The sequence below is a fragment of the Streptomyces sp. NPDC088116 genome (genome assembly GCF_044741745.1).
GTDB lineage: Bacteria > Actinomycetota > Actinomycetes > Streptomycetales > Streptomycetaceae > Streptomyces.
Window position 1 is genome coordinate 918,095 of sequence record NZ_JBIUTF010000003.1, and the last position, 23,911, is coordinate 942,005.

General features: G+C 70.5%; 25 protein-coding genes. 7 read left to right on the forward strand and 18 right to left on the reverse strand.

Annotated features, from left to right (window positions below):
• Positions 1-151 precede the first annotated feature (151 nt).
• Both ACIOJD_RS16315 and ACIOJD_RS16320 read right to left on the reverse strand, forming a co-directional pair.
• Positions 152-1,207 carry a tartrate dehydrogenase gene (locus tag ACIOJD_RS16315; protein ID WP_401913510.1) on the reverse strand — a complete coding sequence of 352 codons (1,056 nt, stop codon included), beginning with the start codon at positions 1,205-1,207 and terminating at the stop codon, positions 152-154.
• A 70-nt stretch (positions 1,208-1,277) separates the two neighbouring features.
• Positions 1,278-2,186 (reverse strand): LysR family transcriptional regulator, encoded by a 909-nt coding sequence (locus ACIOJD_RS16320; protein ID WP_401913512.1) that lies wholly within the window; start codon positions 2,184-2,186, stop codon positions 1,278-1,280.
• 121 nt (positions 2,187-2,307) lie between these two features.
• Here ACIOJD_RS16320 and ACIOJD_RS16325 point away from each other — a divergent pair, with 121 nt between their 5' ends.
• Complete coding sequence (locus ACIOJD_RS16325) at positions 2,308-3,243, forward strand: alpha/beta fold hydrolase (protein WP_401913515.1); 936 nt, start codon at positions 2,308-2,310, stop codon at positions 3,241-3,243.
• Between the two features lie 21 nt (positions 3,244-3,264).
• On the opposite strand, the gene ACIOJD_RS16330 is transcribed toward ACIOJD_RS16325, so the two are convergent.
• Entirely contained in the window at positions 3,265-3,750 is a 486-nt protein-coding gene (locus ACIOJD_RS16330) for a hypothetical protein (protein WP_401913518.1), read from the reverse strand.
• Positions 3,751-4,051: 301 nt separating this feature from the next.
• Entirely contained in the window at positions 4,052-5,773 is a 1,722-nt protein-coding gene (locus tag ACIOJD_RS16335) for a PHP domain-containing protein (protein WP_401913521.1), read from the reverse strand.
• A gap of 543 nt (positions 5,774-6,316) precedes the next feature.
• Between ACIOJD_RS16335 and ACIOJD_RS16340 the strand changes: the two genes are divergently transcribed.
• Positions 6,317-7,108 (forward strand): polysaccharide deacetylase family protein, encoded by a 792-nt coding sequence (locus ACIOJD_RS16340; protein ID WP_401913524.1) that lies wholly within the window; start codon positions 6,317-6,319, stop codon positions 7,106-7,108.
• 94 nt (positions 7,109-7,202) lie between these two features.
• Here the strand turns inward: ACIOJD_RS16340 and ACIOJD_RS16345 are convergent, their stop codons facing one another.
• A complete protein-coding gene (locus ACIOJD_RS16345) occupies positions 7,203-8,708 on the reverse strand; it encodes a SulP family inorganic anion transporter (protein ID WP_401913526.1) in 1,506 nt (501 codons plus the stop codon).
• 212 nt (positions 8,709-8,920) lie between these two features.
• Between ACIOJD_RS16345 and ACIOJD_RS16350 the strand changes: the two genes are divergently transcribed.
• On the forward strand, positions 8,921-9,307 hold the full coding sequence (locus tag ACIOJD_RS16350; RefSeq protein WP_401913925.1) for a MerR family transcriptional regulator: 387 nt from the start codon (positions 8,921-8,923) through the stop codon (positions 9,305-9,307).
• Positions 9,308-9,365: 58 nt separating this feature from the next.
• Here ACIOJD_RS16350 and ACIOJD_RS16355 read toward each other — a convergent pair whose 3' ends face one another.
• The gene (locus tag ACIOJD_RS16355; protein ID WP_401913528.1) at positions 9,366-10,277 is read right to left on the reverse strand and encodes a hypothetical protein; all 912 of its coding nucleotides are present in this window, start codon (positions 10,275-10,277) and stop codon (positions 9,366-9,368) included.
• Positions 10,278-10,558: 281 nt separating this feature from the next.
• Between ACIOJD_RS16355 and ACIOJD_RS16360 the strand changes: the two genes are divergently transcribed.
• Positions 10,559-10,876, forward strand: coding sequence for a UBP-type zinc finger domain-containing protein (locus ACIOJD_RS16360; RefSeq protein ID WP_401913531.1), 318 nt, complete (start codon positions 10,559-10,561; stop codon positions 10,874-10,876).
• Between the two features lie 108 nt (positions 10,877-10,984).
• Here the strand turns inward: ACIOJD_RS16360 and ACIOJD_RS16365 are convergent, their stop codons facing one another.
• The 4 genes from ACIOJD_RS16365 to ACIOJD_RS16380 all read right to left on the reverse strand — a co-directional run bounded on the left by ACIOJD_RS16365 (position 10,985) and on the right by ACIOJD_RS16380 (position 14,837).
• Entirely contained in the window at positions 10,985-11,695 is a 711-nt protein-coding gene (locus ACIOJD_RS16365) for a VOC family protein (RefSeq protein ID WP_401913534.1), read from the reverse strand.
• A gap of 361 nt (positions 11,696-12,056) precedes the next feature.
• Positions 12,057-12,590 carry a DUF4232 domain-containing protein gene (locus tag ACIOJD_RS16370; protein ID WP_401913536.1) on the reverse strand — a complete coding sequence of 178 codons (534 nt, stop codon included), beginning with the start codon at positions 12,588-12,590 and terminating at the stop codon, positions 12,057-12,059.
• Between the two features lie 209 nt (positions 12,591-12,799).
• Positions 12,800-13,963, reverse strand: a complete 1,164-nt coding sequence (locus ACIOJD_RS16375; RefSeq protein ID WP_401913539.1) for an ABC transporter permease — start codon at positions 13,961-13,963, stop codon at positions 12,800-12,802.
• Between the two features lie 46 nt (positions 13,964-14,009).
• Positions 14,010-14,837, reverse strand: a complete 828-nt coding sequence (locus tag ACIOJD_RS16380; protein ID WP_401913540.1) for a sulfite exporter TauE/SafE family protein — start codon at positions 14,835-14,837, stop codon at positions 14,010-14,012.
• A 188-nt stretch (positions 14,838-15,025) separates the two neighbouring features.
• Between ACIOJD_RS16380 and ACIOJD_RS16385 the strand changes: the two genes are divergently transcribed.
• Positions 15,026-15,595, forward strand: a complete 570-nt coding sequence (locus ACIOJD_RS16385) for an NUDIX hydrolase (RefSeq protein ID WP_401913543.1) — start codon at positions 15,026-15,028, stop codon at positions 15,593-15,595.
• A 53-nt stretch (positions 15,596-15,648) separates the two neighbouring features.
• Here ACIOJD_RS16385 and ACIOJD_RS16390 read toward each other — a convergent pair whose 3' ends face one another.
• The gene (locus ACIOJD_RS16390) at positions 15,649-16,338 is read right to left on the reverse strand and encodes a YoaK family protein (RefSeq protein WP_401913546.1); all 690 of its coding nucleotides are present in this window, start codon (positions 16,336-16,338) and stop codon (positions 15,649-15,651) included.
• Between the two features lie 245 nt (positions 16,339-16,583).
• Here ACIOJD_RS16390 and ACIOJD_RS16395 point away from each other — a divergent pair, with 245 nt between their 5' ends.
• Entirely contained in the window at positions 16,584-17,843 is a 1,260-nt protein-coding gene (locus ACIOJD_RS16395; RefSeq protein ID WP_401913928.1) for an FAD-binding protein, read from the forward strand.
• 57 nt (positions 17,844-17,900) lie between these two features.
• Here ACIOJD_RS16395 and ACIOJD_RS16400 read toward each other — a convergent pair whose 3' ends face one another.
• Both ACIOJD_RS16400 and ACIOJD_RS16405 read right to left on the reverse strand, forming a co-directional pair.
• Complete coding sequence (locus tag ACIOJD_RS16400) at positions 17,901-18,419, reverse strand: class I SAM-dependent methyltransferase (protein WP_401913549.1); 519 nt, start codon at positions 18,417-18,419, stop codon at positions 17,901-17,903.
• Positions 18,416-18,742 (reverse strand): hypothetical protein, encoded by a 327-nt coding sequence (locus ACIOJD_RS16405; RefSeq protein ID WP_401913552.1) that lies wholly within the window; start codon positions 18,740-18,742, stop codon positions 18,416-18,418. The genes ACIOJD_RS16400 and ACIOJD_RS16405 overlap by 4 nt, the downstream gene beginning before the upstream one ends.
• Positions 18,743-18,933: 191 nt before the next feature.
• Between ACIOJD_RS16405 and ACIOJD_RS16410 the strand changes: the two genes are divergently transcribed.
• Positions 18,934-19,428, forward strand: a complete 495-nt coding sequence (locus ACIOJD_RS16410) for a DUF5954 family protein (protein WP_401913554.1) — start codon at positions 18,934-18,936, stop codon at positions 19,426-19,428.
• A gap of 136 nt (positions 19,429-19,564) precedes the next feature.
• On the opposite strand, the gene ACIOJD_RS16415 is transcribed toward ACIOJD_RS16410, so the two are convergent.
• The 5 genes from ACIOJD_RS16415 to ACIOJD_RS16435 are packed head-to-tail and all read right to left on the reverse strand — an operon-like array spanning position 19,565 to position 23,786.
• Complete coding sequence (locus tag ACIOJD_RS16415; protein ID WP_401913557.1) at positions 19,565-20,839, reverse strand: cytochrome P450; 1,275 nt, start codon at positions 20,837-20,839, stop codon at positions 19,565-19,567.
• Positions 20,836-21,444 carry a GTP-binding protein gene (locus tag ACIOJD_RS16420; protein WP_401913559.1) on the reverse strand — a complete coding sequence of 203 codons (609 nt, stop codon included), beginning with the start codon at positions 21,442-21,444 and terminating at the stop codon, positions 20,836-20,838. The genes ACIOJD_RS16415 and ACIOJD_RS16420 overlap by 4 nt, the downstream gene beginning before the upstream one ends.
• Positions 21,422-21,787: a DUF742 domain-containing protein gene (locus ACIOJD_RS16425; protein ID WP_401890854.1), complete on the reverse strand. Its 366-nt coding sequence runs from the start codon at positions 21,785-21,787 to the stop codon at positions 21,422-21,424. Before ACIOJD_RS16425 ends, ACIOJD_RS16420 begins: the two co-directional genes overlap by 23 nt.
• Positions 21,784-22,194 carry a roadblock/LC7 domain-containing protein gene (locus ACIOJD_RS16430; RefSeq protein WP_401890856.1) on the reverse strand — a complete coding sequence of 137 codons (411 nt, stop codon included), beginning with the start codon at positions 22,192-22,194 and terminating at the stop codon, positions 21,784-21,786. The genes ACIOJD_RS16425 and ACIOJD_RS16430 overlap by 4 nt, the downstream gene beginning before the upstream one ends.
• 2 nt (positions 22,195-22,196) lie before the next feature.
• Positions 22,197-23,786, reverse strand: coding sequence for an ATP-binding protein (locus ACIOJD_RS16435; protein WP_401913562.1), 1,590 nt, complete (start codon positions 23,784-23,786; stop codon positions 22,197-22,199).
• Between the last annotated feature and the right edge of the window lie 125 nt (positions 23,787-23,911).

The following is a 23,911-nucleotide window of genomic DNA, read 5'->3' on the forward strand; positions in this document are numbered from 1 at the left end:
GGGGGGGGGGGTTTTTGGGGGGGGGGGGGGGGGGGCCCCCCCCCCCCCCCGCCCCCCCCCCCCCCCCCCCGGGGGGGCCCCGCCCCCCCCCCCCCCCCCCCCCCCCCCACGACCGCACATGCGTCACCACATGCGTCACCACACGCGTCGTTCAGAGCACCGAGAGCAGCTCCGTCGTGAACTCCTCGGTGCTCGCCGTGCCACCGAGGTCGCCCGTACGGACCGTGGACTTGGCCAGTACGGCCGCGATCGCGTCCGTGACCTGCGCGGCGGCCTCGGGATGGCCGAGATGGTCGAGCATGAGGGCCGCGGACCAGATGGCGCCGAGCGGATTGGCGACGCCCCGTCCCGCGATATCGGGAGCCGACCCGTGCACGGGCTCGAACATCGAGGGGAAATCGCGTGTGGGATTGAGATTCCCGGACGGGGCGATACCGATGCTGCCCGCCACGGCGGCGGCCAGATCGCTGAGGATGTCGCCGAAGAGATTCGATCCGACGACGACATCGAACCGCTCCGGTTGCAGCACGAACTTGGCGGCGAGCGCGTCGATGTGCTCCTGGTCCCAGGACACCCCCGGGTGGTGGGCGGCGCGCTCGGCCACCAACTCGTCCCAGAACGGCATTGTGTGCACGATGCCGTTGGACTTGGTCGCCGAGGTGAGCCGGCCGCCGCGACGGGCGGCGAGGCCGAACGCGTAGTCCAGCACGCGGTTGACCCCGACGCGGGTGAACACCGCCTCCTGCACGGCCATTTCCTCCGGCAGGCCGCGGTTCATCCGGCCGCCGATCTCGCTGTACTCGCCCTCGACGTTCTCCCGGACCACCACGAAGTCGACGGCACCGGGCTCGGCCGTGCGCAGCGGGCTCCGCACCCCTTCGAAGACCCGGATGGGCCGCAGATTGACGTACTGCTGGAAGCCGCGGCGGATCGGGATGAGCAGGCCCCACAGCGAGGCATGGTCAGGGACGCCCGGGTAGCCGACCGCGCCGAGGAGGATCGCGTCATGCTCGCGGAGCTGATCGAGACCGTCGTCGGGCATCATCGCGCCCTCGCGCAGATAGCGTTCGCAGGACCAGTCGAAGGACCGGTAGGTGAAGGTGATCCCGTGCCGGGCACCGACGGCGTCCAGGACACGGCGGGCCGCCGGTACGACTTCGGTACCGATGCCGTCACCGGGGATCAGGGCAATGCGATGGTTCGTCATGTCCCGTATTGGAGCAACCGACCCCGTGCCGCGTCCAAGACGCAGAACGCATATGTCTTATAGGGGTTCGTTATCCGTCCCGCGCGCCGCAGTGGGCCCCGTTGGCCGTGCCCGTCGCGCACTCCAGGAACGCGCGGGCGGCGGGAGTGAGTGTCGTACGCCTGCTGACCAGGGCGATCCGCAGGCCGGTCGCGGGCTCGATCTCCAGCACCCGTGCGCCGGCCTGCTCCGCGAAGCCCCGCCAGGCGTCGGCGACCACGGTCATCCCCACACCGCTCAGCACCAGCGGCAGAATCGCGATCCGGTGCTCGGTCTCCACCACGAACGTCAGGTCCACGCCCGCCGCGCGCAGGCCGTCCACGTACGCGCGCATCCCGCTGCCCCGCTGGCCGACGATGAGCCGCTGCCCCGAGAGCTGTTCGTGCCGTACCACCGAACCGGGCGGGAACGGCCCGTCCGGGGGAGTGAGGAGGACGAACCTCTGCTCCGTGAGGGGATACGAGCGCACCTCGCCCTCCGGCAGCGGTCCCGGCGTGGCGACCAGCCCCAGCTCGGACACGCCCGTGCGCACCATGTCGGTCACATCGCGCGGCGTGAAGGCCGCCTGCACCACCACCGACACCGCCGGATGGGCCCGTGTGAAGCGGTGGATCAGGCCCGTCAGAGGCTCGATCGCCTGGGAGGGCGAGGAGGCGACATCGACGCGCCCGGAACGCAGCCCGTGTACGGACTCCACCCCGGCCCGCGCCAGCTGGAGACTCCGTACGGCGTTGCGGGCGGGCTCGATCAGGGCCGTCCCCGCCTCCGTGAGAACGGCACGCCGGCCGATCCGGTGGAACAGATCACTGCCCAGGTCGCGCTCCAGCGCCCGGACGGACTGGGAGAGGGACGGCTGGGAGAGATGGAGCGCGGTCGCGGCCCGGTTGAAGCCGCCGTGGTCGACCACGGCCAGGAAATACTCCAGCTGCCTGACATCCACCGCACGGCCTCCCGGCACACTGATCCGACACCTTCCCCCGGGCACCCTCATAGGACATGCCTATATGCATGGTCGTCAATCCGTCTTGGACGCGCCAGGCCGGGGCTGCTGTGATCGCTCCATGAGCGATCTGCTGCCCGCCACGTTCTCCCGCGCGACCGTGGACGCCGACGGTGTCCGGATCCACACCCGTGTCGGCGGCGAGGGGCCGCCCGTCCTGCTGTTGCACGGCTATCCGCAGACGCATCTGATCTGGCACCACGTGGCGCCGCTGCTCGCGGCCACCCACACGGTCGTCCTCACGGATCTGCGCGGATACGGCGACAGCGACAAGCCCCCGTCCGGTCCGGACCACGAGGACCGTGAGGACCACGCGGCCTACGCGAAGCGGACGATGGCGCGCGACCAGTTGCTGGTGATGCGCGAACTGGGCTTCGACCGCTTCGCCGTCGCCGGTCACGACCGAGGAGGCCGGGTCGCCCACCGTCTCGCGCTGGACCATCCGGAGGCCGTCACGGCCCTCGCCGTCCTCGACATCGTGCCGACGCGCCATGCCTTCCGTCATGCCGACGCCGACTTCGGGCGTGGCTACTACCACTGGTTCTTCCTGGCCGCCGGCAACGGCATCCCGGAGCATCTCATCGGCCAGGACCCGGACTTCTGGGTCCGTACGCGGATGGGCGCCCGCCACCGCGGCGGTACCCCGTTCACGCCCGCCGCGCTCGACGAGTACGTCCGCTGCTTCTCCGACCCGGCCGCGATCCACGCCTCCTGCGAGGACTACCGCGCCGCTGCCGGCATCGACCTCGCGCACGACGACGAGGACGCCGCCGCAGGAAGGCGGATCGCCTGTCCGGTGCTGGCGCTGTGGGGTGGACACAGCTTTGTCGGGCGGCACTACGACGTTGCGTCCGTCTGGCGTGAGTACGCCGACGACGTGCGGGGACACGCGCTGCCGTGCGACCACTATCTGCCCGAGGAGGCTCCCGGCCCGACCGCCGAACACCTCGCCGCGTTCCTGCGCGATCCGTCCAGGACGGCCACCGGGCCCGCCTGACCGGCGTGCGCCCAGGGTGGCTCAGAGGCCGGCCGGCTCCACCTCCAGGAACCGCCGTCGCCGCGGGCCCCGGTACAGCAGGGCCTCCCATCCCAGGCGGCCCAGCGCGGCGGCGCACGCGGTCAGGGCCCGCTCCTCCTCCTGGGCGGCGCCGCTGCCGTGCGGGCCGAGCCACTCCACCCGGGCGGTGCCGGTCTCCTCGCCGGGGCCGACGCGGAACCCGGTGGCCGTCCGCCGCCCCGAGGTGTCCACGGCCGACGGCGCCATGCCGGACGCCTCCAGCGCCAGCGCGACGGCCCGTACCGGACGCTGCCGCTCCCAGGGGGCCGGTACGGACGCCGGGTCACCGGCGCCGGTGTGCGTCAGGCGCCGGATCTGCAGCAATCCCTCGAAGGCCACCCGGACTTCGGCCGCCCGCGCCTGTGGCGTCCCTGCGGCCGCCGGGCCGTCACCTGTGGCCGCCTCGAAGCCGCCGGGCCGTTCCGTCTCGTCTCCAGCCGTCGTCATCCGCGCCGCCGTCGCCTCTCCGCCGTGTGCCCGACTGAGCTGTGTGCCCGACCAGGTCGTGTGCCCGACCGGGCCGTGTGCCCGGACCGACAGGAGACCCCGACCGGACGGGGGGCGCCGGTCGGGGTCGTCGAAGGGAGAGTGCGGATGGCGGTCGCCTCGCGGCGGTAGGCTCCATGGGGCTTCAGCCGAACGATCTTCCCCATGGGCGATTCTCATATGGGGCCCGGGGACTCAGTTCCATCCACACCCTCACTGAGTCCAACGGCTGCCCACCGGCGAATGTTCCCGGCCCGGACGATCAGGTCGGAAGGACCCAGATGGGGTTCGAGTAGAACCAGAGGTCCTTCCACGGGTCGGCGTCCCCCGGCACATCGGCCGCGGGACCCACCGGGTCGACCTTGGCACCGTTCAGCCCCACCGCGGTGCGGTTGCCGTCCGTGCCGCGCAGCCGGACGTACAGCGGCCCGGAGACCCGGCCGAGCCGGTAGGTCAGCCGGACGGTGCCCTTCGACTTGTTGACCTCGAAGGACTTGACGACCCCGGCGGTCGGCGCGGTGAAGGTGTCCCGGTCCTCGACCGGCCCGGTGACCTGGCCCTGGATGACGTCGACCCGGGCCAGTGTCGGTATGAACTGCGCCCAGTTGGCCCCGTTGGCCAGTGCGATGCCGATGCTCAGCTCGACCTCCGTACCGCGCTTGACGCGCAGCGCTCCGCCGAGCGTGGCCCAGCGTCCGCCGCCCTGGAGACGGGCGTCCAGGCCACTGATCAGGCCACCGTGGTCGACCCAGATCCGGCCCGCCCGCATGGCGTCCATGACCGCCGCGTACGAGAACCGCTCGGCGCCGACATGCGTACGGCTGTAGTGGCCCGGCCAGTAGTCGTTCTGCGCGAGGTCGAGCCCGTCGCCGTACACCGGTTCGGCGTGCTTGCCGTTGGCCGCGAAGTCGTCGTCGGGACCCACCACGGAGGGCTCGGCGTAGACGTTGTGCGAATCGGAGTTGGCGGTGATCCACCAGGGCTTTCCCTCGGCCAGGAGGCTGTCCCAGAGGCCGCCGACCGTCGAGGTCATCCAGTCGAAGCCGCCCCAGGTGCGGTAGCTCTCCGCGGGGTAGGCGGCGAAGGAGTTGGCGCCGGGACCGTTCCCGTAGAGGCCGCGGGCCCCGCCGCTGCCCTTCGGCTTGGGCAGTCCGCCCGCCTGGTGCCCGGGGGCGCCTTCCATGCCGATCGCGATCCGGTGGCCGTCCGAGGTGGCGTCGCGCCAGCCGCGGATCTCGTGGGGCGAGTCGATGCCCTGGCGGGCCGGGTGGTTGGCGAGCATCAGGATGTCGTCGACCTTGCGGCGGCGTACCTGGTCGGCGAGGAACCGCAGGCCGGAGATGGCCAGGGCCTCGTTCGTGGGAGCGGACGTGCTCGGGTGGAGGCTGCCGTCGTAGTCGGTCTCGAACTTCTTGAGCACCTCCACCTCGCCCTGGCCGGGATGCACGAAGACGGTGGCGTGCTCGGCGCCTGGGATGTTCCACTCCAGGCCCTGGAAGACGAGCTGGTCCCGGTGGTCGTCGCGGGCTTCCTTGATGTCGGGATTGACCTTGTCGACACCGATCTTGGCGTGTGTCTCGCTGCCGTGGTCGGTGATGACCATCCAGTCCAGTCCGTGCCGCGCGCCCTGCCGCACCTGGTCGGCGACGCGGTACTTGCCGTCACTGCTGTACTGCGTGTGGATGTGGTGGTCGCCCGCCAGCCACAGGAAGCCGTTGCTCCTGCCCCGGCCGCCGGCCCCGCCCGGACCGCTCGTCTGCGCGGCGGCGGCCGCGGAGGCGGCGCCGCCCAGCACGCTCGCCCCCGCCAGGCCCGCGCCGAGAAGACCGGCGCGGCGCACCATCGAACGGCGGGAGAGCTGGCCGGGGGACAGTTCGCCGTCCGGCACGCTCAGGTCGAGGGCCGGGGGCAGCGGTTCCGCGTCCGCCGGGGTGTCGTGCGTGTGGTGCGTGTGACCGTGCGGGTGGTGATGGCCGTGGCCCATTTCCTGCTCCTCGCCGATGCCAGTGATGCCCAGCGGGACAGATGTTCGAGTGGCGGGGTGAAGGCCCGGTGAAGGCAGTGTGTACGAGGAATGTTGAATGCGGTACGAGATGCCGTGCGGCCGGGCGGAGTGGCGGCGGTGATGGTAAAGCCGCGACGGTTCCTCGGAGTTGGCGACAGGGCGGGACGGTACGGCCGGCCTCGCGGCGGGTTCCGTGATGGGCGCGGACGCCTGAATCCGCGCAGCTATACATCACATGTATACGTGGTGTGTATAGTGCTTCGCATGTCACTCGGCCATGCCCTGTCCGGGCCCTCGCGTCCGGAGTTCCGCGCGACGTAGCGACCGAACGGTCCTCGTTCGCCGCCTTTCCCGACCCGCCCTTTCCTGACCCACGCGTTCCCGACTCCCGCGTTCCCGACCCACGCTCACGCCACCGGTGCCCGCCGCGTGCGCCGTCCCCGGGTGTGCCCCGGTGCGGCTCGGTGTCGATCCGCCACGGCCCCTCCAGGGGCCGCTCACCCTCAGGTAGAGGGATTTGTCATGCCATGGAACATATCGAGACTCGGCTCGCGTACGGCCGGCACCCTGGTGGCGGTCGCGTCGCTCGGCCTGATGGTCGGCGGCTGTACCTCGTACGACACCTACTCGGCCGCCGACGTCAGAAACGGGGCCGAGGACGGGGTGAAAATCAAGGCCGGGGTGAAGGCCGAAGCCGGTGCGGTCGACTGCGGGAAGGCGAAGTGCATCGCCCTTACGTTTGACGCCGGCCCCTGCGAACACACGCCTCGGCTGCTGGACATCCTCAAGAAGGAGAAGGTGCCCGCGACCTTCTTCCTGCTCGGCAAGAACCATGTCGACCGGTACCCCGACCTCGTACGCCGCATCGCGGACGAGGGCCACGAGGTGGCCAACCACACCTGGTCGCACCAGATCCTGACGGACCGTAGCTCCGCCGAGGTGCGCGAGGAACTCTCCCGTACGCAGAACGCCATCGAGAAGCTCACCGGCAGGAAGCCCACGCTGATGCGCCCTCCGCAGGGCCGTACCGACAACGATGTCTCGGATGTCAGCCGCGAACTCGGTCTCGCGCAGATCATGTGGAGCACCACCGCCAAGGACTACTCGACGACGGACTCCGCCCTCATCGAGGAGCGCACTCTCGACCAGGCGGACCGGGACGGCGTCATCCTGCTGCACGACATCTACGACGGCACCGTGCCCGCCGTTCCCGGGATCATCGGGGAGCTGAAGAGGCGCGGCTACACCTTTGTGACGGTTCCCCAGCTGATGGCGCCGGGACGCGCCGAGCCGGGAAAGGTCTACAAGCCCTGAGGGCGGGTGCCGCGGGCGCCCCGGTCGAGAGCGCTTCGCCGTGTCCCGCGCACCGTCGCAGCCAAGGGGCATAGGCCAGGAGGACCGCCAACGGTCAGTGGCTGCCCGTCAGTTCACCGCTGAGTGTCTTGTGCAGTCGCTCGCTGGGCTGGTTCAGCCCGGTGATCTCGACCGTCTTGCCACGCTGTGCGTACTTGGCCGTGACGGTGTCGAGCGCCGCGACGGAGGAGGCGTCCCAGACGTGGGTGGCGGAGAGGTCGATGACGACCCTCTGCGGGTCGTTCGCGTAGTCGAAGCGGGTGACGAGCTCGTTGGAGGACGCGAAGAACAGCTCACCGGTGACCGAGTACACGACCGACTTCCCGTCGGGGTCGGTCACGGCGGTGACATCGGCTGTACGGGCGACCCGCCTGGTGAAGATGACCATGGCGGTGACGGTGCCGACGACAACGCCGATGGCGAGATTCTGGGTGGCGACGACACAGACGACGGTGACCAGCATGACCGCGATCTCACCGACGGGCAGGCGCTTGAGTGTCCCCGGTGCGATCGAGTGCCAGTCGAACGTGGCGAACGAGACCATCACCATGACCGCGACCAGGGCGGCCATCGGGATCTCGGAGACGACCGGCCCGAACACGATGCACAGCACCATCAGGAACGCGCCGGCGAGGAAGGTCGACAGCCGGGTGCGCGCGCCCGACACCCGGACATTGATCATCGTCTGCCCGATCATGGCGCAGCCGCCCATGCCGCCGAAGAAGCCGGTGACGATATTGGCGATGCCCTGCCCGACGGACTCGCGGGTCTTGCTGGAAGGGGTGTCCGTGATGTCGTCGACCAGCCGCGCGGTCATCAGGGACTCCATCAGCCCGACCAGGGCCATCGCCAGCGCGTACGGCGCCACGGTGGTGAGTGTGTCCAGGGTGAAGGGAACATCGGGCAGCCCCGGCACCGGCAGGGACGAGGGCAGCGCGCCACGGTCCCCGACGGTGGGGACCGCGATACCGGCGGCGAGAGTGATCGCCGTCAGGATGACGATGGAGACCAGCGGCGCCGGGACCACCTTGGTGACCTTCGGCAGGAGCGTCATGAGCGTCAGTCCGCCGACGAAGAGCGGGTAGACCGCCCAGGGCACGTCACGGAGTTCGGGTATCTGCGTCATGAAGATCAGGACGGCCAGCGAGTTGACGAAGCCGACCATCACGCTGCGCGGTACGAACCGCATCAGCCTGGCGACGCCCAGCGCCCCGAGCGCGATCTGGAAGACACCGGCGAGGATGACACAGGCGATCAGATAACCCAGTCCGTGTTCGCGGTTGAGCGGTGCGGTGACCAGGGCGACGGCGCCGGTCGCCGCGGAGATCATCGCGGGGCGCCCGCCCACGACCGCGATGGTGACGGCCATGGTGAACGAGGCGAACAGGCCGACGCTCGGGTCGACGCCGGCGATGATCGAGAAGGAGATCGCCTCGGGGATCAGGGCCAGTGCGACCACCAGTCCGCCCAGCACCTCCGTACGCAGCACCTTGGGTGAGCGGGACCAGGACGGGCGGAAGGCGCGCAGCCGCGCGGCGGTGGACGGTACGGAAGTGGACAAGGGAGGCAACCTGACGTGTTCGCGCTGTACGTGCTGTGTGTGGTGTTCGGCAGCGGCACGGCGTGGCTGCCCCCGGCCCGGCCGACTCTACCCTAACGTTAGGGTAGAGATGAGTGCGGGCCGTACCGGCCGGGCGGGCGTCGGGCCGTACCGGCGGCGCGAGCACAGGAGCGGAAAGGGTCGGGATCCCAGGCGTGGACTTCGAACACATCATGCGTATCGGCGAGGTGGCCGCGCGTACCGAACTGTCCCTGCGGACCATCCGGCACTACGAGGAGACCGGGCTCGTCACCCCCTCCGCCCGCTCCCAGGGCGGCTTCCGTCTCTACACGGACTCCGATGTGGCCCGGCTGATGGTGATCCGCCGTATGAAACCCCTGGGGTTCTCGTTGGACGAGATGCGCGCGCTGCTCGCCGCCACGGACCGGCTCGACGCCGACGAGCCGCTCACCCCGGCCGAGCGCGACGAACTGCTGTCGCGCGTGGGTCGGTTCGAGCAGGTCACCGCCGAACGGATGGCCGACCTGCGGACCCAGCTGGCGCGGGCCGAGGAGTTCGCCGCCACGCTGCGCGAGCGGACCGCGCCGCGCGACGGCTGACCGCGCGACGGTTGACCGCCCGGCGTACAGGCCGGACAGAGGGCCGGTCAGGAGCAGGTCAGGACGGGAACTCGTCCGCCGGTACCTGACTGGTCGTGGCGTTGCCGCCGATCGTCTTCTGCAACGAGAAGGTCAGCACGGTGTACTGCGTGCCGCCGGTGACCTGGACGGTTCTGAAGTTCGCCTTGTCGTCGAACTTCTCGAAGCTGCAATCGCGGGTGAAGGACCTCTTCGCGGAACTCCAGTCCTCGCCCGCGCTGAAGTACACCGTGTACGTGCCGTCGCCGACGCGCCGCACCGTCGTGCTGGATCCCTTGCGGATGTACACGGTGAAGGTGGCCCGCTTGCCGCGCGTCAGGGACACCACCGCGTCGGAATCGGTGCCGTTGTCGATGGTCAGCCGGCCCAGCCCGCCTCGCCAACTGTCCTTCACGAAAGACCCGTTGCCGAGCCGGCGCTTTTTCGGCTGCTCGGTCCGGGGCAGCTTCAGGTGTACGGGATAGCCGAGGCCGTCCAGGGTGCTTCCGGCGTCCCGTACGGGCTGGAGGCCGTCGGCCGCGCCCAGTTCGACGCGTGGCGAGGTGGCGCACCGGCCCTCGTCCGCCTGCGCGTCGGTGAGACTCCGCCCCAGGCCGCGCAGCGAGGCGGCGAGATCGGCGTTGCCGGTGAGGGCGTCGTCCGGTGTCTCGGTGGTGTCCAACTGGGCGGCGGCGGTGACCGCTGCGGTGGCGGCCGTACCGAGGGCCTTGTTGAGCGCACCGCCCTCGTGCGCGCGGTCGACGGCGCGCAGGGCCTTGTCGAGCGGGCCGAGGGTGGTGTCGAGCGCGCGCCGGTACGCGACGGGGTCGACGGACGGCGTCGGGCTCGGCGCGGGAGCGGACGTGCTCGCCGAGGCCGGAGAACCCTGGCCGCCGTTGTCACCCCCTGAACCGCCCGAGTCGCACGCGGTCAGTGATAACGCGAGTGTCACGACCACGCTCAACGCGGTGGCCTTTCCCGATGCGCGCGCACACGAATGTCTCACCCTGGTGCCCCCCGATCCCCCGTCGGCACCGGTGGAGTGCCGAATGTCCAGACTTCTCCGATGTGTGAGGACTGTCAAGATGCCCGGACGGCGGCCCCGCCGCTTTCCGCCGGAGACGAGGCGGTGGCAGCGACGGCGACGGTGGCAGTGGCGGGGGAGGAGGACCGGTCGTACCGTGAAAATGCGACTGACTCGAAATGACCTGCGGTCGGACGGGCGGCGGCGTTATGGCGAAGAGCGATGAGGGCTTCGGGGGGATCATCTGCAGTCATCTGGCGGATGTCGAGATGGTGACACCGGACAGCGAGGACAGCTGTCCCGAATGCGTCGCCCTCGGCGACAGCTGGGTTCACCTGCGGGAATGCCAGGGCTGCGGACACATCGGCTGCTGCGACTCGTCCAAGAACAAGCATGCGACCGCGCACCATGCCGCGTCCGGTCACCCGCTCATCCGGTCGTACGAACCCGGTGAGGGCTGGTGGTGGTGCTACGAGGACGAGGTGGTCTTCGAGGTCGAGGGAGTTCCGCCGGTGCGGCCGGCCTGACACGGGCGCTCCGCGTGAGGCCGGCCCGGCGCTCCGGAGGCGAGGACGCGGCTCAAGATCCTTGGGTTCGTCGAGCCCGCTAGCCCCGCCTCAGTACGTTCGGTTCGTTCAGCCCGGTGTCACGGTGAACAGCGCCCCGTCCGGGTCGCGCAGCGTCGCCTCGCGCAGGGCGGGTGAGGCGTCCGGCGGGGAGACCAGCGAGCCGCCGCCGTTCAGAGCCGCCGAAACGGAAGCGGATACCTCGGGCACGCGGTAATACACATGCCACCGGGGCCGGATCTGCGGGTCGGGGGTGGCCCGCACACCGCCGTCACGGATCTTGGCGACCACCTGGTCGTCCTGCCGCAGCACCGCGTGATCCTCTTCGTGTACGAGTGTGAAACCGTCCTCCGTCTCGGGCGCCCAGCCGAGTACCTGGCTGTAGAACCGGGCGGCGTCGGCGGTGTCGCGCGTACGCAGCTCCAGCCAGGCGGGCGCGCTGCCGCGGCCCACCGTCCAGTCGGACCGTACCGCCCCTTCCCAGATGCCGAAGGCAGCGCCGTCGGGGTCCGTGGCCAGGGCGGCCCGGCCCGAATGGAAGGCGAGTGGCCCCACCGCGACGGTGGCGCCCCGTTCCCTGATCCGGGCCGCAGCGGCGTCCACGTCGGACACGGCGAAGTACGGCGTCCAGGAGACGGCGACCTGGAGCGAGGAGGCCAGCGCCCCGATGCCCGCGACCGGCAGACCGTCGGACAGGGCGACGCAGAAATCGTCCCCGAGTCCCGCGCGCCGGTAGGTCCAGCCCAGGACATCGCCGTAGAAAGCCTGGGAGGCGGACATCTCACGCGACAGAAGGGTCACCCAGCAGGGAGCCCCCGCCACTGTCCGCGAGTCCATTTTTTCCTGCTGCACACCGTTCACTCCGCCCACGTCCGACTCTCGATTGTCCAAGGTCCTGTCCGGCCGGTCTCCGCCGGCCGGACAGGACCTTGGCTGTCACTGTCACTACGTGTTGCCGCTGATCGTCGTCTCTACTCTGCCAGGCCGTGCACTGTTTCGTTTCTGTGCGCAGTCGTAACGGCTCTGTCCGTAGCCGACGGAGCGAGGGCGAACGGCCACGGCGGCCGTACATCCCTCTCAAGGACGTACGGCCGCCGTGATGTTCCGGTAAGCGGCCGGCTGTGGACCGCGGCCGGGAGGGTCAGCGCGTGGCGGCGGCGAGGGCCGCGTCCGCCTTCGCGCGGGTGGGCTGCCACAGCGTGGTGACCGGCTCCCAGACCTCGATGCCCCCGGGCGATCCCAGCGAGGCCCCGTCGAATCGTGTGCCGTGGTGCGACGGGTCGCCCGCGACCGTCAGGTGGGCGACGGTACGGGGAGCCTCGGCCGACGGGTCGACCGTACGCACCGAGGCGTACGCGGACCCTCCGGCGGCGAGCCGGTAGGGCGAGCTCTCCACCGGCGGTACGGGCTGGGCCGCGCCGTCCAGGTCTCCGAAGGTGACGGTCGGAATGCGGTCGACGACGCAGGCCCGGCCGCTCTTGTTGGTGACGCTGATACGGACCGTATCGGCCGCGTCGGACCGCGTCGCCGTCACGGTGACCGAACCCTCGCCGCAGGTGGCGGCCGCCGGGGCGGAGAGGGAGTCGGGCGCGGAGACGGCGGCCGAGGCGCCGGTCGCGGTCAGGAGCACGGTGAGAGAGGCTGCCGCGGCGGCGAGAGCAGGACGCGTACGCATGGATGGTTCCCCGTTTCGGTGTTTCGGTGACCCGTCGATCGAAGGACTGCTGGGTCGGCGGGTCGGCGGATCGGTCGAGCGCGGCGCAGCGCCGGACGCGGGTGCCTCCGGCTGTGGTCGTGCTGTGCCGTCTGCCTGAGATGACCAGCGGACGGGCCTGGTGGTTGTACGGAGCGGCGGTATTCGATCAGGGGATTCCGGCAGCCACGTCACGCCCCTCCGGCGTCGTCGTTCCGCCGGTCGTCCCGTCCGGTGTTCCGCCCCGTGTCCTGTCCGGTGTCCTGCTCGGCGCCGGTCGCCGAGGTGGCGGCGTGCGCGGGCGCGCGCTCCCGGCCACCGGGATGACGATCCCGCCAGAACCAGAAGACGGCGGTGGACACGAGGGCCCAGCCCGTCAGGACCAGGAAGGGGAACACATGCTGTGCGCTGCCGAAGTACACGGCGGTGTGCTGGGCGTTGACCGAGGCTCCCGGCGGCAGCCAGCGTCCGATGTGGCCCAGCAGCGACGGCAACAGCGGCCAGGAGACGGCACCTCCGGAGGACGGGTTGCCCAGCAGCACCAACAGCCCCCAGGTCGGAAGCATCGCCCACCGCCCCATCAGGGTGTTGAACATGGTGAAGACCATGCCGGTGGTGAACATGGTGAACGCCAGGATCAGCCATGACTCCACGAACGGGAGATCGAGCGCGCCGAGCCACCAGTCCACCACCGCGGCGATGGCGAAACCACCGAGCAGCGCGTAGGCGACGATGAACGCGATCCGCTCCGCCGGATCGAGGCCGCGCGCGTGGATGCTCAGCTGAATGGCGCCGAGGAAACCGATGACCACGGACGCGAGCGAGATGTAGAAGAGCGCCAGCCCCCGCGGATCCCCCTCCGGGAGAGGCTTGATGTCGCGGATGGTCAACGGGACGTGCACGGCCTTGGCCACCGCGGAAGCCGTATCCGTCAGCACCTGCGCCACGGAGGCCCCGGCGGCGCCGGCCACGTCGAACCCCGCACCGCCCTCGCGGAACGTCAGGATCGCGAAGACTTCCTGCTGCTCCACCCCGCGGCGCGCCGCCGTGTCCGTCGCGTAGCGGCGGAGTTCGAGCGAGGCCTTGAGCTCCTTCTCCATGCCGTTCACAAAGGCGATGGCACCCGGTGTGCCGGTGGGGCCGACCACGGCGGCGGGGATACGGCGGGGCGTCGGATTCGCCATGTTGTACGTGTACGAACCCGCGAAGAGTCCGGCCGCCGCGGCGAGGATGAACAGCAGGACGGTCGCGGGGAGGAAGGGCGACGCGGTGAAGGCGGCCCATCGGCCGGCCATGGTCGGGTGCCTGCCGTGGGCGCCGCCCGAGTGCGGACGGCCTTCATGATCCGGGTCCATGGAGGCACCGTAAACCACGCATATCGGGAATTCCGCCGGACAGGCGCTAGCGCAGCAGCAGTTGAAGTCCGCCCAGGACGGTCGCCGCGATCACCAGCCGGTCGAAGAGCCGTTGGTCGATCCGGTCCACACAGGCCTTGCCTATGAGCGCACCCGGGAGGACGAAGAGCACGAGGGCTGCGTCCAGCAGCAGGGACCGGGCATCGATCAGGCCGAGCCCCACGCTGAACGGCACCTTGGACGTGTTGACGATCAGGAAGAACCACGCTGATGTGCCGAGGAAGCCGAGTTTCCTGAAGCCCGCGGAGAGCAGATACAGCGACAGGACGGGGCCGCCCGCGTTGGCGACCATGGTGGTGAATCCGCCGAGCACACCGTACGCACGGGCCTTGAGCCGCCCGCCGGCCGACGCCCCGGCGTCGTCGCTCTCCGCGGGCCCGGACATGTCCCGGCCGTCGCTGTTCCCGGCCTCCTTCGCCTCGCTCGCATCCTTTGTGCCCGTGGCTTCCTTCACGCCGCGACGGCGCCACATCGTGACACCGGCCATCAGCAGCAGGATCGCCCCGATCGAGGTGCGGACGGCGGCGTCGTCGGCCCAGAACAGGAACACCGTACCCACGACGACGCCCGCGGCCACTGCCGGGAACAGCCGCCACAGGGTCGGCCAGTGCGCGTGCCGCCGGTAGGTGAGAACGGCCAGCGCATCGCCGAAGATCAGAATGGGCAGCAGCACGCCCGTCGACTCACGGGCCGGCAGAACGGCCGCGAATACGGCCAGACTGACCGTATTCGCGCCGCTCACCGCGGTCTTCGAGAAGCCGACGAGCGCTGCCGCCGCGGCGAGCGCGGCGAATCCCCACCATGTGATGTCCATGCGACAACCGATGCTAAGCCCTGCTGTCGGCGCGGGATCGGGCAGGTGCTTCCAGCCGACCAGCGGGCCGTGAGCCGTTACGGCGGAAAATCAATCCTGGTGACCCCACCCGGGTCCGTAGACTCCGCGACGCCGTACGACACGTCGTACGGGTCGCACACCACGAGTTGACGGGTTGGGAGAACGACATGCGGGCCACCGGACGACCGATCATCGACCTGCTGTCCCGGTACCGGCCGCGGGACCCGGCCGAGGCCGCCGACATCCTCCGCGTACGCGCACTCGCGGAGAGCGCCGCCGATCCGTGGTCCCGCTCCATCCCCCTTCACACGACGGCGTCCGCGCTGATCGTGCACCCCGGGAGCGGACGGGTGCTGATGCGCTGGCACGCGCGGCAGAAATCCTGGCTGCAGGTCGGGGGCCACGGCGACCCGGGAGAGAGCGATCCGCTCGACATCGCGCTGCGCGAGGCCCGCGAGGAGACCGGTCTCGGCGACCTCGTTCCGTATCCCGACGGGTGCGCCGTGCAGGTGGTGATCGTGCCGGTCGCCGCGGGCGGTGACGAGCCCGCCCATCAACACGCCGACCTGCGCTTCGTCCTGTCCACGGCGGAACCGGACGCGGCCCGCCCGGAGAAGCCGGACGCCCCACTGCGCTGGATGACCCCGTCCGAGGCCCGGGAACACACCGCCGAGCCCAATGTCCGCGAGGGACTGCGGCGCGTGGAGCGGCTGTTGGCGCAGGCGGAGCACGGCTGACGAGCCGGAGGACGGACGAGCGGGCACAGACGTACGGTACGGACCGGCCCTGCTCACACCGGGGAGGCGTCCGCCACCGGCGCCAGCGCGAAGAGGCACGCGGCGCCCGCCACCAGCACGGCCGCCAGGCCGACCACCCCCGCCAGTGTCACCTGGAGCAGCAGCGCTCCGGTGGCCGCTCCGGCGAACATGGCCAGCAGCGAACCCACCTTGCGGTGCGGCTCGGTGCCGGTCCCCGCCCCGAGCACGCTCTGCGCGGTGAGGGCGGTGAGGGTCTGCGTGAGCACGGTCGTCGTGAGATCCCGTGGAGCCAGCAGACGCACTGTCGCGTTCTGGAGACCGCAACAGGCACCCAGCAGGGCGATGATCACCAGCAACAGCCGCCCCTCGGGGCGCAGGACACCGGTGCCGAGCAGCAGCGCCGTCAGGGTGAGCCCACCGGCCTGGCCGGCGAAGGCGCCACCGAGCCAGAGCCGTGGCCTCGCGCCGAGGAGCTTGCTGAGCTGGCCACCGAGGAACGCCCCCAGCACGAAGGTCACCATCGCCACGATCGGCGCCACCACCGGCAGCCCGTATCCGTGCGCGACGGAGAACCCGAGAAAGACGACGTTGCCGGTCATGTTGGCGACGAAGACATGCCCCAGCCGCAGAAAGCTCACCGCGTCCACCAAGCCGGTCGCGAACGTCATGACCAGGAGCGCCCCCACGGCCCATCGTCGGTCGACGGGAAGTTCCTCGGGCACGGCGACACCTTCTTGCTTTCCTTCGGGGCTCAAAGCAGCCCACACCCTAGCTCCGGCGCGGCGGCCCGCTCGTTGTCACCACGCAGGTCGCCGCTGTCGGCACATGAGGTAGGAAGAACGCGAGCGGGTATGGCCGCCATGTCCGAACGCAGCGAAGGAGAAACTCCGTGCCCCACACACCTGGACGCCCCGATGCCCCCGTCGCACCAGATGCTCCCGCCGCCTCCGCCGCTCGGGTCGCTCCGGTGATACGGAACTGGGCCGGCAACATCACCTTCAACGCGGCACGCGTACACACCCCTTCGTCCGTCGAGCGGCTGCGGGAGATCGTCGCCGGGAGCCGTTCGGTGCGCGCGCTGGGCAGCGGCCATTCGTTCAACACCATCGCGGACACGCACGGTGATCTGGTCTCGGTGGCCGCACTGCCCCGGATCGTGGAGGTGGACGAGGCGGCGGCCACGGTCACGGTCGGCGCGGGCCTGCGCTTCGCCCAGTTCACCGGTGCCGTACACGAAGCGGGTCTGGCGCTGCACAACCTCGGCTCGCTCCCGCACATCTCGGTCGCCGGAGCCTGCTCCACCGGAACCCATGGCGGGGGCCTCGGCAACGGCACGCTGGCCTCGGCGGTGCGTGCGCTGGAACTCGTCACGGCTGATGGCGAGTTGCTCCGGCTCGACCGGAGCGATGCGGACTTCGCGGGAGCCGTGGTCGCCCTGGGCGCGGCCGGAATCGTCACCCGTATGACGCTCGACCTCGTGCCGGGGTACGAGATCCGGCAGTGGGCGTACGAAGGGCTCGCGCACGGGCAACTGCGCGAGCGGTTCGACGAGGTACTCTGCGCCGCCTACAGCGTGAGTCTCTTCACCAGCTGGCGGACCGCGCGAGTGGAGCAGGTGTGGCTGAAGCAGCGTGTCGGCGACGGTGATCCGGGGCCCGCACCGGTCAACTGGCTCGGCGCCACGCTCGCGGACGGCCCCCGCCACCCGGTCCCCGGCATGGACCCGGCGACCTGCACCGAGCAGTCCGGTGTTCCCGGGCCCTGGCACGAACGGCTGCCGCACTTCCGGCCCGAGTTCACGCCGAGCAGCGGCGAGGAGTTGCAGAGCGAATACTTCGTCGCGCGGGAGGACGGCCTCGCGGCCTTCGACGCGCTGACCCGGATCGCCGAGCGCATCGCGCCGGTCCTCCAGATCGGGGAGATCCGGACCGTCGCGGCGGACACCCTGTGGCTGAGCCCGGCGTACGGACGCGATTCGGTGGCCTTCCACTTCACCTGGGTCCCGGACACCGCCGCCGTGACGCCGGTGCTCGACGCCATCGAGGAGGCGCTGGCACCGTTCGGCGTGCGACCGCACTGGGGAAAGCTGTTCACGATGGGCCCGGAGCGGGTGAGAGGGCTGTACGAGCGCTACGCGGACTTCGAGGCACTGACGGCGAGGCTCGATCCCCGGGGCACCTTCCGCAACGACCTGGTGGACCGGTACTTCCCCGGCGGCCGTGGATGACACCGAGTGCCCGGAGGCCGGCGCCCCCCAGTGACGGCGCCCGGCGGATCCGGACGTTCAGCGCTCCGCGAAGCGTGCCAGCACGGTCATCGTCGGGCGGAGATTCCGTACGCCGGGGATGAGGCGCCCGACCGGGGCCATGGCGCCGAAGTACACGCCCTGGCCCCGGGGGAGCGGGACTTCGCGTACGTCCCTGATCCGGGGATGGGCGCCGTACACCTTGTGCAGCTCACCGGCGTTCATGCCCCACGGCATCGGGGGTGTGGTGTATCCCTGGGCGTTCCTCATCGCGCCGTTCACAGTGGCGGCGCTGAACCACCTCGGCACCGCGTCGAAGACGAGTGACCCACCGGCGAAACGCTCCGCGCAGGTGGCGATCAGCTCCCGGACCTCCGGAGGCCGCAGGTACATCAACAGACCCTGGGCGGTGACCAGTACCCCCTCCGCCGTGCCGACCTCGGCGAGCCACGCCGGATCGAGCACGGAGCAGGCGAGGGTACGGCGCCGCTCGCCGTCGGGCAGCAACTGCCGCCGGACGGCGACCGTTTCCGGGAGGTCGATGCCGATCCACCTCATCCGGCCGTTGTCCACGCGCCAGAACTGGGTCTCAGCCCCTCGCCCAGGGCGACGACCGTGCCGGCCGGATGTTCGGCGAGGAAGTCCCGCACCACGGAGTCGAAGGTACGCACGCGCAGCGCCTGTCCCTGGGCGAGGAAGGGGCTTGCCGGACCGAAGGTCTCGGCGAACGGATAGCCGACCGTGCCGACGAGTTCCACCGCCTTGGGATCCTGGAGCACCGGGGCCGGCTGCCGCGCCGCGAACGCGCGATGGTAGAGATTCCACAGCAGTGTCTCGGGGACACCGGTGAGTGTGACGGCCTGCTTCTTTCCGTGGTCCATGGCGGGATACTCCCGTACTCGGCTCTCTCGTGCGACCGTTCGGGCCCCGTACGGATCGCAGCGGCCCACGTGCCGGGCGACGGGACGGCGGGGACGACCGGGTGCGGACGGGCCGAAACATGGCCGGATTTACCAGGGATAATCCTTGTATCGAAGCCTCGGAGGCGGTGTCGATGAGGCAGTCTGCTCGTGTGAGCACGAACTCAGAAGAGGCAGCGGACGAGGCATTCGACGACGCGGCGGCCCGGCGGCTGCTGGAGCTGGGACAGCGCGAGGAGGCGCTGCGGCGCGAGTACCCGGTGGACGGCCCGGCGTGGGAGCGTACGGCGGTCTCGCACTACACCGCGTACGCCGCGATGCTCCACGAGGACCGGGGCTGGCGGCAGCTCTTTCCGGCCCTTCCCACCGAGGACGAGGCGCGGACGGATCTCCGTGACGTCCTGCGTGTACGGGCCCTGGACGGGGGCGAGTTGGGCCCGCGCTTCGAGCGAGCGGCCGAGGCGGTGGCGGACGGCGAGGACCAGGTGATCATCGGTGACGACGTGTACCGGCTCGTACGCGTCGAGGAGACCGTGATCATGACCGACCACGGTCCGCAGACACCACAGCGGCATGACCGGGAGTTCCCGGCGATGCTCGACGAGCGACCGGGGCCCCGGGGGCCGGGACGGCCTCTGGACCGCTGACCGCGCGCGACACCGGCGTGGTGCCCGTCCCACGGCGCATCGGCCGTCGGGACTCTCCGCCGACGGTGGGCGGCGCGGTCACCGTGTCCGTCCACGATGACCGCTGCCCGGCGTGCGGCACCCGACAGGACACGCCCTACCGGGCGGACCGGATCGGGATGCGGGCCGCCGAGAACTGCACGGGCAGGGAGACCGGGACCCGGGTCCAGGGCGACAGACGCCAGGCCACCTTGTCGGCCGGGATGCTGAGCATCATGTCCGGCAGCAGGTGCAGAGCGGTGTTCACCGCGGTACGGGTGATCAGCCGCGCGGGCACCTGCGCCGGGCATACATGAGGGCCGGCCGAGAAGGCCAGATGCGCCCGGTTGCCCGGGTCTCCCGCGCTGTCCTCGTCGGGCCGGATCGCCGGATCGTCGTTGGCGGCGGCGATCCCCAGGATCAGTACGTCACCGCGCCGGATGAGCCGGCCGCCCAACTCCGTGTCGCGCAGCGCGTACCGGGCCGGCATGTTGTTCATCGGGGGATCGCGCCACAGCGCCTCGTCGAGTGCGTCGTCCACACCGAGCCGGCCACCGTGCAGCCGGGCGGCGAACCGCGGGTCGGTGAGCATCAGCCGGAGCGTGTGGGAGATCCAGGCGTTGACCCCCTCGGTACCTGAGGAGATCATCACCACCATCGACTGGAGGCGTTCCGCTTCGCTGTTGAGATTCGGGTGGTTGATGAAGGCCGTGGTGAGATCGTCGGTCGGGTTGTTCTGCCGCTCGCGCAGCGTGTCGATCAGGATTTCCTCGAAATGACGGTTGCCGTCCTGCGAATCGCCCGCGCTGCCGAACAGCGCGATGAGCGCGCGCCGAAGCTCCTGGCCCTCGGTGCTGTCGAGCCCGAACAACGACGCGATGGACAACAACGGCACGATCGTCGCGTACTCGCTCACCAGGTCCGCCCGGCCGTGCTGGGAGAACTCCGCGATCAGCTCCGTACACACCGACTCGACCTGGCGGCGTGCCCTGCGCTGGTCGATGCGTGCGACCCCGTCGTCCAGCGGCTGACGCAGCCGGCGGTGCTCGGGGCCGTCGGCCCCGACCACATTGGCCCGCCAGGCCATCATCGGGAGCAGTCCCGAACGCGGCGAGACCACACCGTCTTTGAGATCCCGCCAGTTACGGGCGTCGCGGGAGTAGACCTGCTCCTGGCGGGTGATGGTCAGCAGTTCCCGGTAGCCCATGACGAGCCAGGCGTGTACGCCCGGCTCCAGCTCCACCTTGGCCACATTGCCCCAGTCCTCACGCAGCCGGCGGTAGACCTCGCGAGGCTCGGTCGCACCGGTCGCCGTGGACAGGGGCAGCAGGTCCGTACCGTAGTCGTGCACGGGACATTCCGGCGGCGGGGAGTGCGGGGAGACACTGTTCATGAGGCGGTCTCCCTGGCCCGCACGGCGCCGACGTTCAGTACGTATTCGACCAGGCTGATCAGCGAGTTCACCGACGGGGTGCGCTCCCGTGCGTCGCACATCACCACGGGTGTCGTCGGCAAGAGGTCGAGCGCGCGCCGTAGTTCCTCCGGTCCGTACACCTCACTGTCGGGGAACTGGTTGACGGCGACCGCGAACGGCAGCCCGCGCAGCTCCAGTTGTTCCAGGACGTCGAAGCTGTCCTCCAGCCTGCGGGTGTCCACGATCACGAGCACACCGAGAGCGCCCTCCGCGAGCCCGTCCCACAGATCCCAGAACCGCCGCTGCCCCGGGGTGCCGAACAGGTAGAGGACGAGGCGGGAGTTGAGGGTGATCCTGCCGAAGTCCATGGCGACGGTGGTGGTGGTCTTGGTGTCCGTGCAGGCCAGGTCGTCCACGCCGACACTGGCCTCGGTCATCACCTCCTCGGTGCGCAGCGGTTCGATCTCGCTGACAGAGCCGACCAGTGTGGTCTTCCCGACGCCGAACGCGCCCACCACGAGGATCTTGACGGCCTGCTGGACAGTGTCGGGCAAATAGCGGTCAGCGGAGCCGACGGAGACCATCCAGTACCTCCTGAAGCAGTTGCGATTCGGGCAGAACAGCCTGGGGAATGCTGGAACGCGCCGACAGATGACCGCTGTCGACGAGATCGGATGCCAGCACCTTCACCAGGCTGACCGGCAGTTCGAGATGGGCGGCGGCCTCCGCGAGGGACAGCAGCCGCTCGCACATCCGCACCAGCGCGCGTTCCTCCCGTGTCGCGGAGACCGGCAGCTCGGGCACGGGATCCGCCGCGATGAGGAGGGCCTCGATACCTACGGTGTTACTGCTGGGTCGGGAGCGCCCCTTGGTGATGACATAAGGACGTAACGCACTGGCCGCGTATTCACCGTCCGGCCCACTCACCGAGCGGATTCCCGTCGGGGCGGACTGCTCAGGTTCCCGGCACCGATCTTCATGACCTGCGCCTGCATCTGCCGGGCGACCAGTTTCGGATCCACCACGGGGCCGGTCACCACCCCGAGATGGGCGCCCTTCGCGCTCCGCATGAACAGAAATCCGCCGTTGAACTCCACCATCTGCTGACGGACGGCTCCGCCCTCCTCACCGAACTCCCGTCCCAGGCTGCGCGCGAGGGACTGCAGGCCCGAACAGTTCGCCGACAGACGGTCGGCGGAGTCCCGGTCCATCCCCTCGGAACTGGCCAGGAGCAGACCGTCCGCGCTGAAGACGATCACCTCTCGTACCCCGGGCACCGCGGCGACCTCAGCGATCATCCAGCCGCGCTGCTCCGGGTTCTCCACATAACTCATGCTCAGCTCTGTCCTTCCGGGGAATCGGCGGTGGGGGAGGAAGGGCCGTCCTGGCCCTCGTACAGAACGGAGCCGGACGGCGGGGCGGACTGGCCGCCCTCGAGGAACTGCTCCATCCAGTCACCGGCCTCCTCCGGTGTGCCCGGCGGTGTGACGGCGGTGGGAGCCGCCTCGACCGCGGGAGCGTATTCGTCGCGTCGCGAACGGCGCTGGGGCAGCCGGGGCACGGCCTGTCCGGGATCTGACGGCGCCTCGGGTCCCGCGGTGCCCAGGATCACCGAGCCGGCGACCGGCGGTACGGCGGCGGTCACCGCCAGGCGTCCGGTGAGAGCCGGTCCGAACGGGGTACGGACCGTGTCGGGCGGAGAAGCGGGATGCGGTAACCGGGGCGTCGGGGGCGCGGACCGGACGGGCGGCGCCGTACCGGCGGGGGCGAGCGTCTCCAGCGCGTGCGCCGGGACCAGGACCACGGCGCGGATACCGCCGTACGGCGAGGGCCCCAGGTCCACGTCGAAGCCGTGCCGGTCGGCGAAGCGGCCGACGACGGCGAAGCCGGTCTGCGGGATCTCGCCGACCTCGCCGACGCCCAGGAGGCGGCGGCCGGAGACGATTTCGCGTGCCTCGGACAGCCGGTACTCGTCCATGCCCAGTCCACCGTCGTCCACTTCGACGACCGCGCCGCGCTGCACCGTACGCACGGTCACGGGCACACCCGTGCGTGGCGGTGAGTACTCGGTGGCGTTGGCGAGCAACTCCGCCAGGAGGTGGATGAGCGGTTCGACGATCGACGGTGTGACACCGACGTCCGGGTCGCCGGTGACCTCGATACGGTTGAAGGCCACGATCCGCCCGGAGGCGGCCCGGACCACGTCCACCATCGCCAGCGGCTTCTGCCACTGCTGTCCGGGCCACTCGCCGCACAGCACCTTGAGGCTCTGCGCGTGCCGGGCCTGCTGCGTCGCCGCGTGGTCCACGCGCATCGTGGTCTCGAGGAGATCGGCGTCGCCGGGGTGGCGGTCGGCCAGTCCGGTCACCGCGGCCTGGATCCGGTGGGCCGAGGTCTGGACCCGGCTCGCCAGCTCGACCAGCGCCAGCCGCTGCGACTCCTCGCGGTTGTCGACCGCCTCGGAGACCTCGGTCAGGAGCCGGTCGAACCACTCCGCCACCGCCTCGCCCAGCCACTCACCGCTGTGTACCGGTGCGGGAATCTTCGTCCGGGTGAGCGCGGCGGGAAGCCGCTCCTTGACGAGATGTTCCACTTCCTCCCGGACCACTTCGGTCTGCTGATGGGCGCGTTGCTCGAGATACGACCGCCAGCCGGCGTCGCGCCGGGCGGCGTCGGCCTCCCGCCCCCGGATCTCGTCCCGGTAGCGGGCCACGTCGGACTCGGCGCGCTGGTGCTGTGCGCGCAGGCTCGCCAGAGCGATCAGCACGAGCAGGGCAACCACGCCGTACGCCACGGCCGCACCGGCATCGAAGTGCGCGATGGGCACCACTGATCCGGAGAACGCGGCGAGGGCGACCACCAGTACGGTCGGCCAAAGCCACTGCGACCTGCGGGACTGAGGAGAGGGCGCGGGGGAACGTGCCATGGAAAACCTTCGAGTTGGCTGAGAATCATGGTCTGGCGGATATCACCCGGAAGTCGTCACGGGGAGCGAAGGCGGCGCGAGGGCAGTATGACTGCCGGGTGCGAGGGCATCGGGCAGTGGGCTCT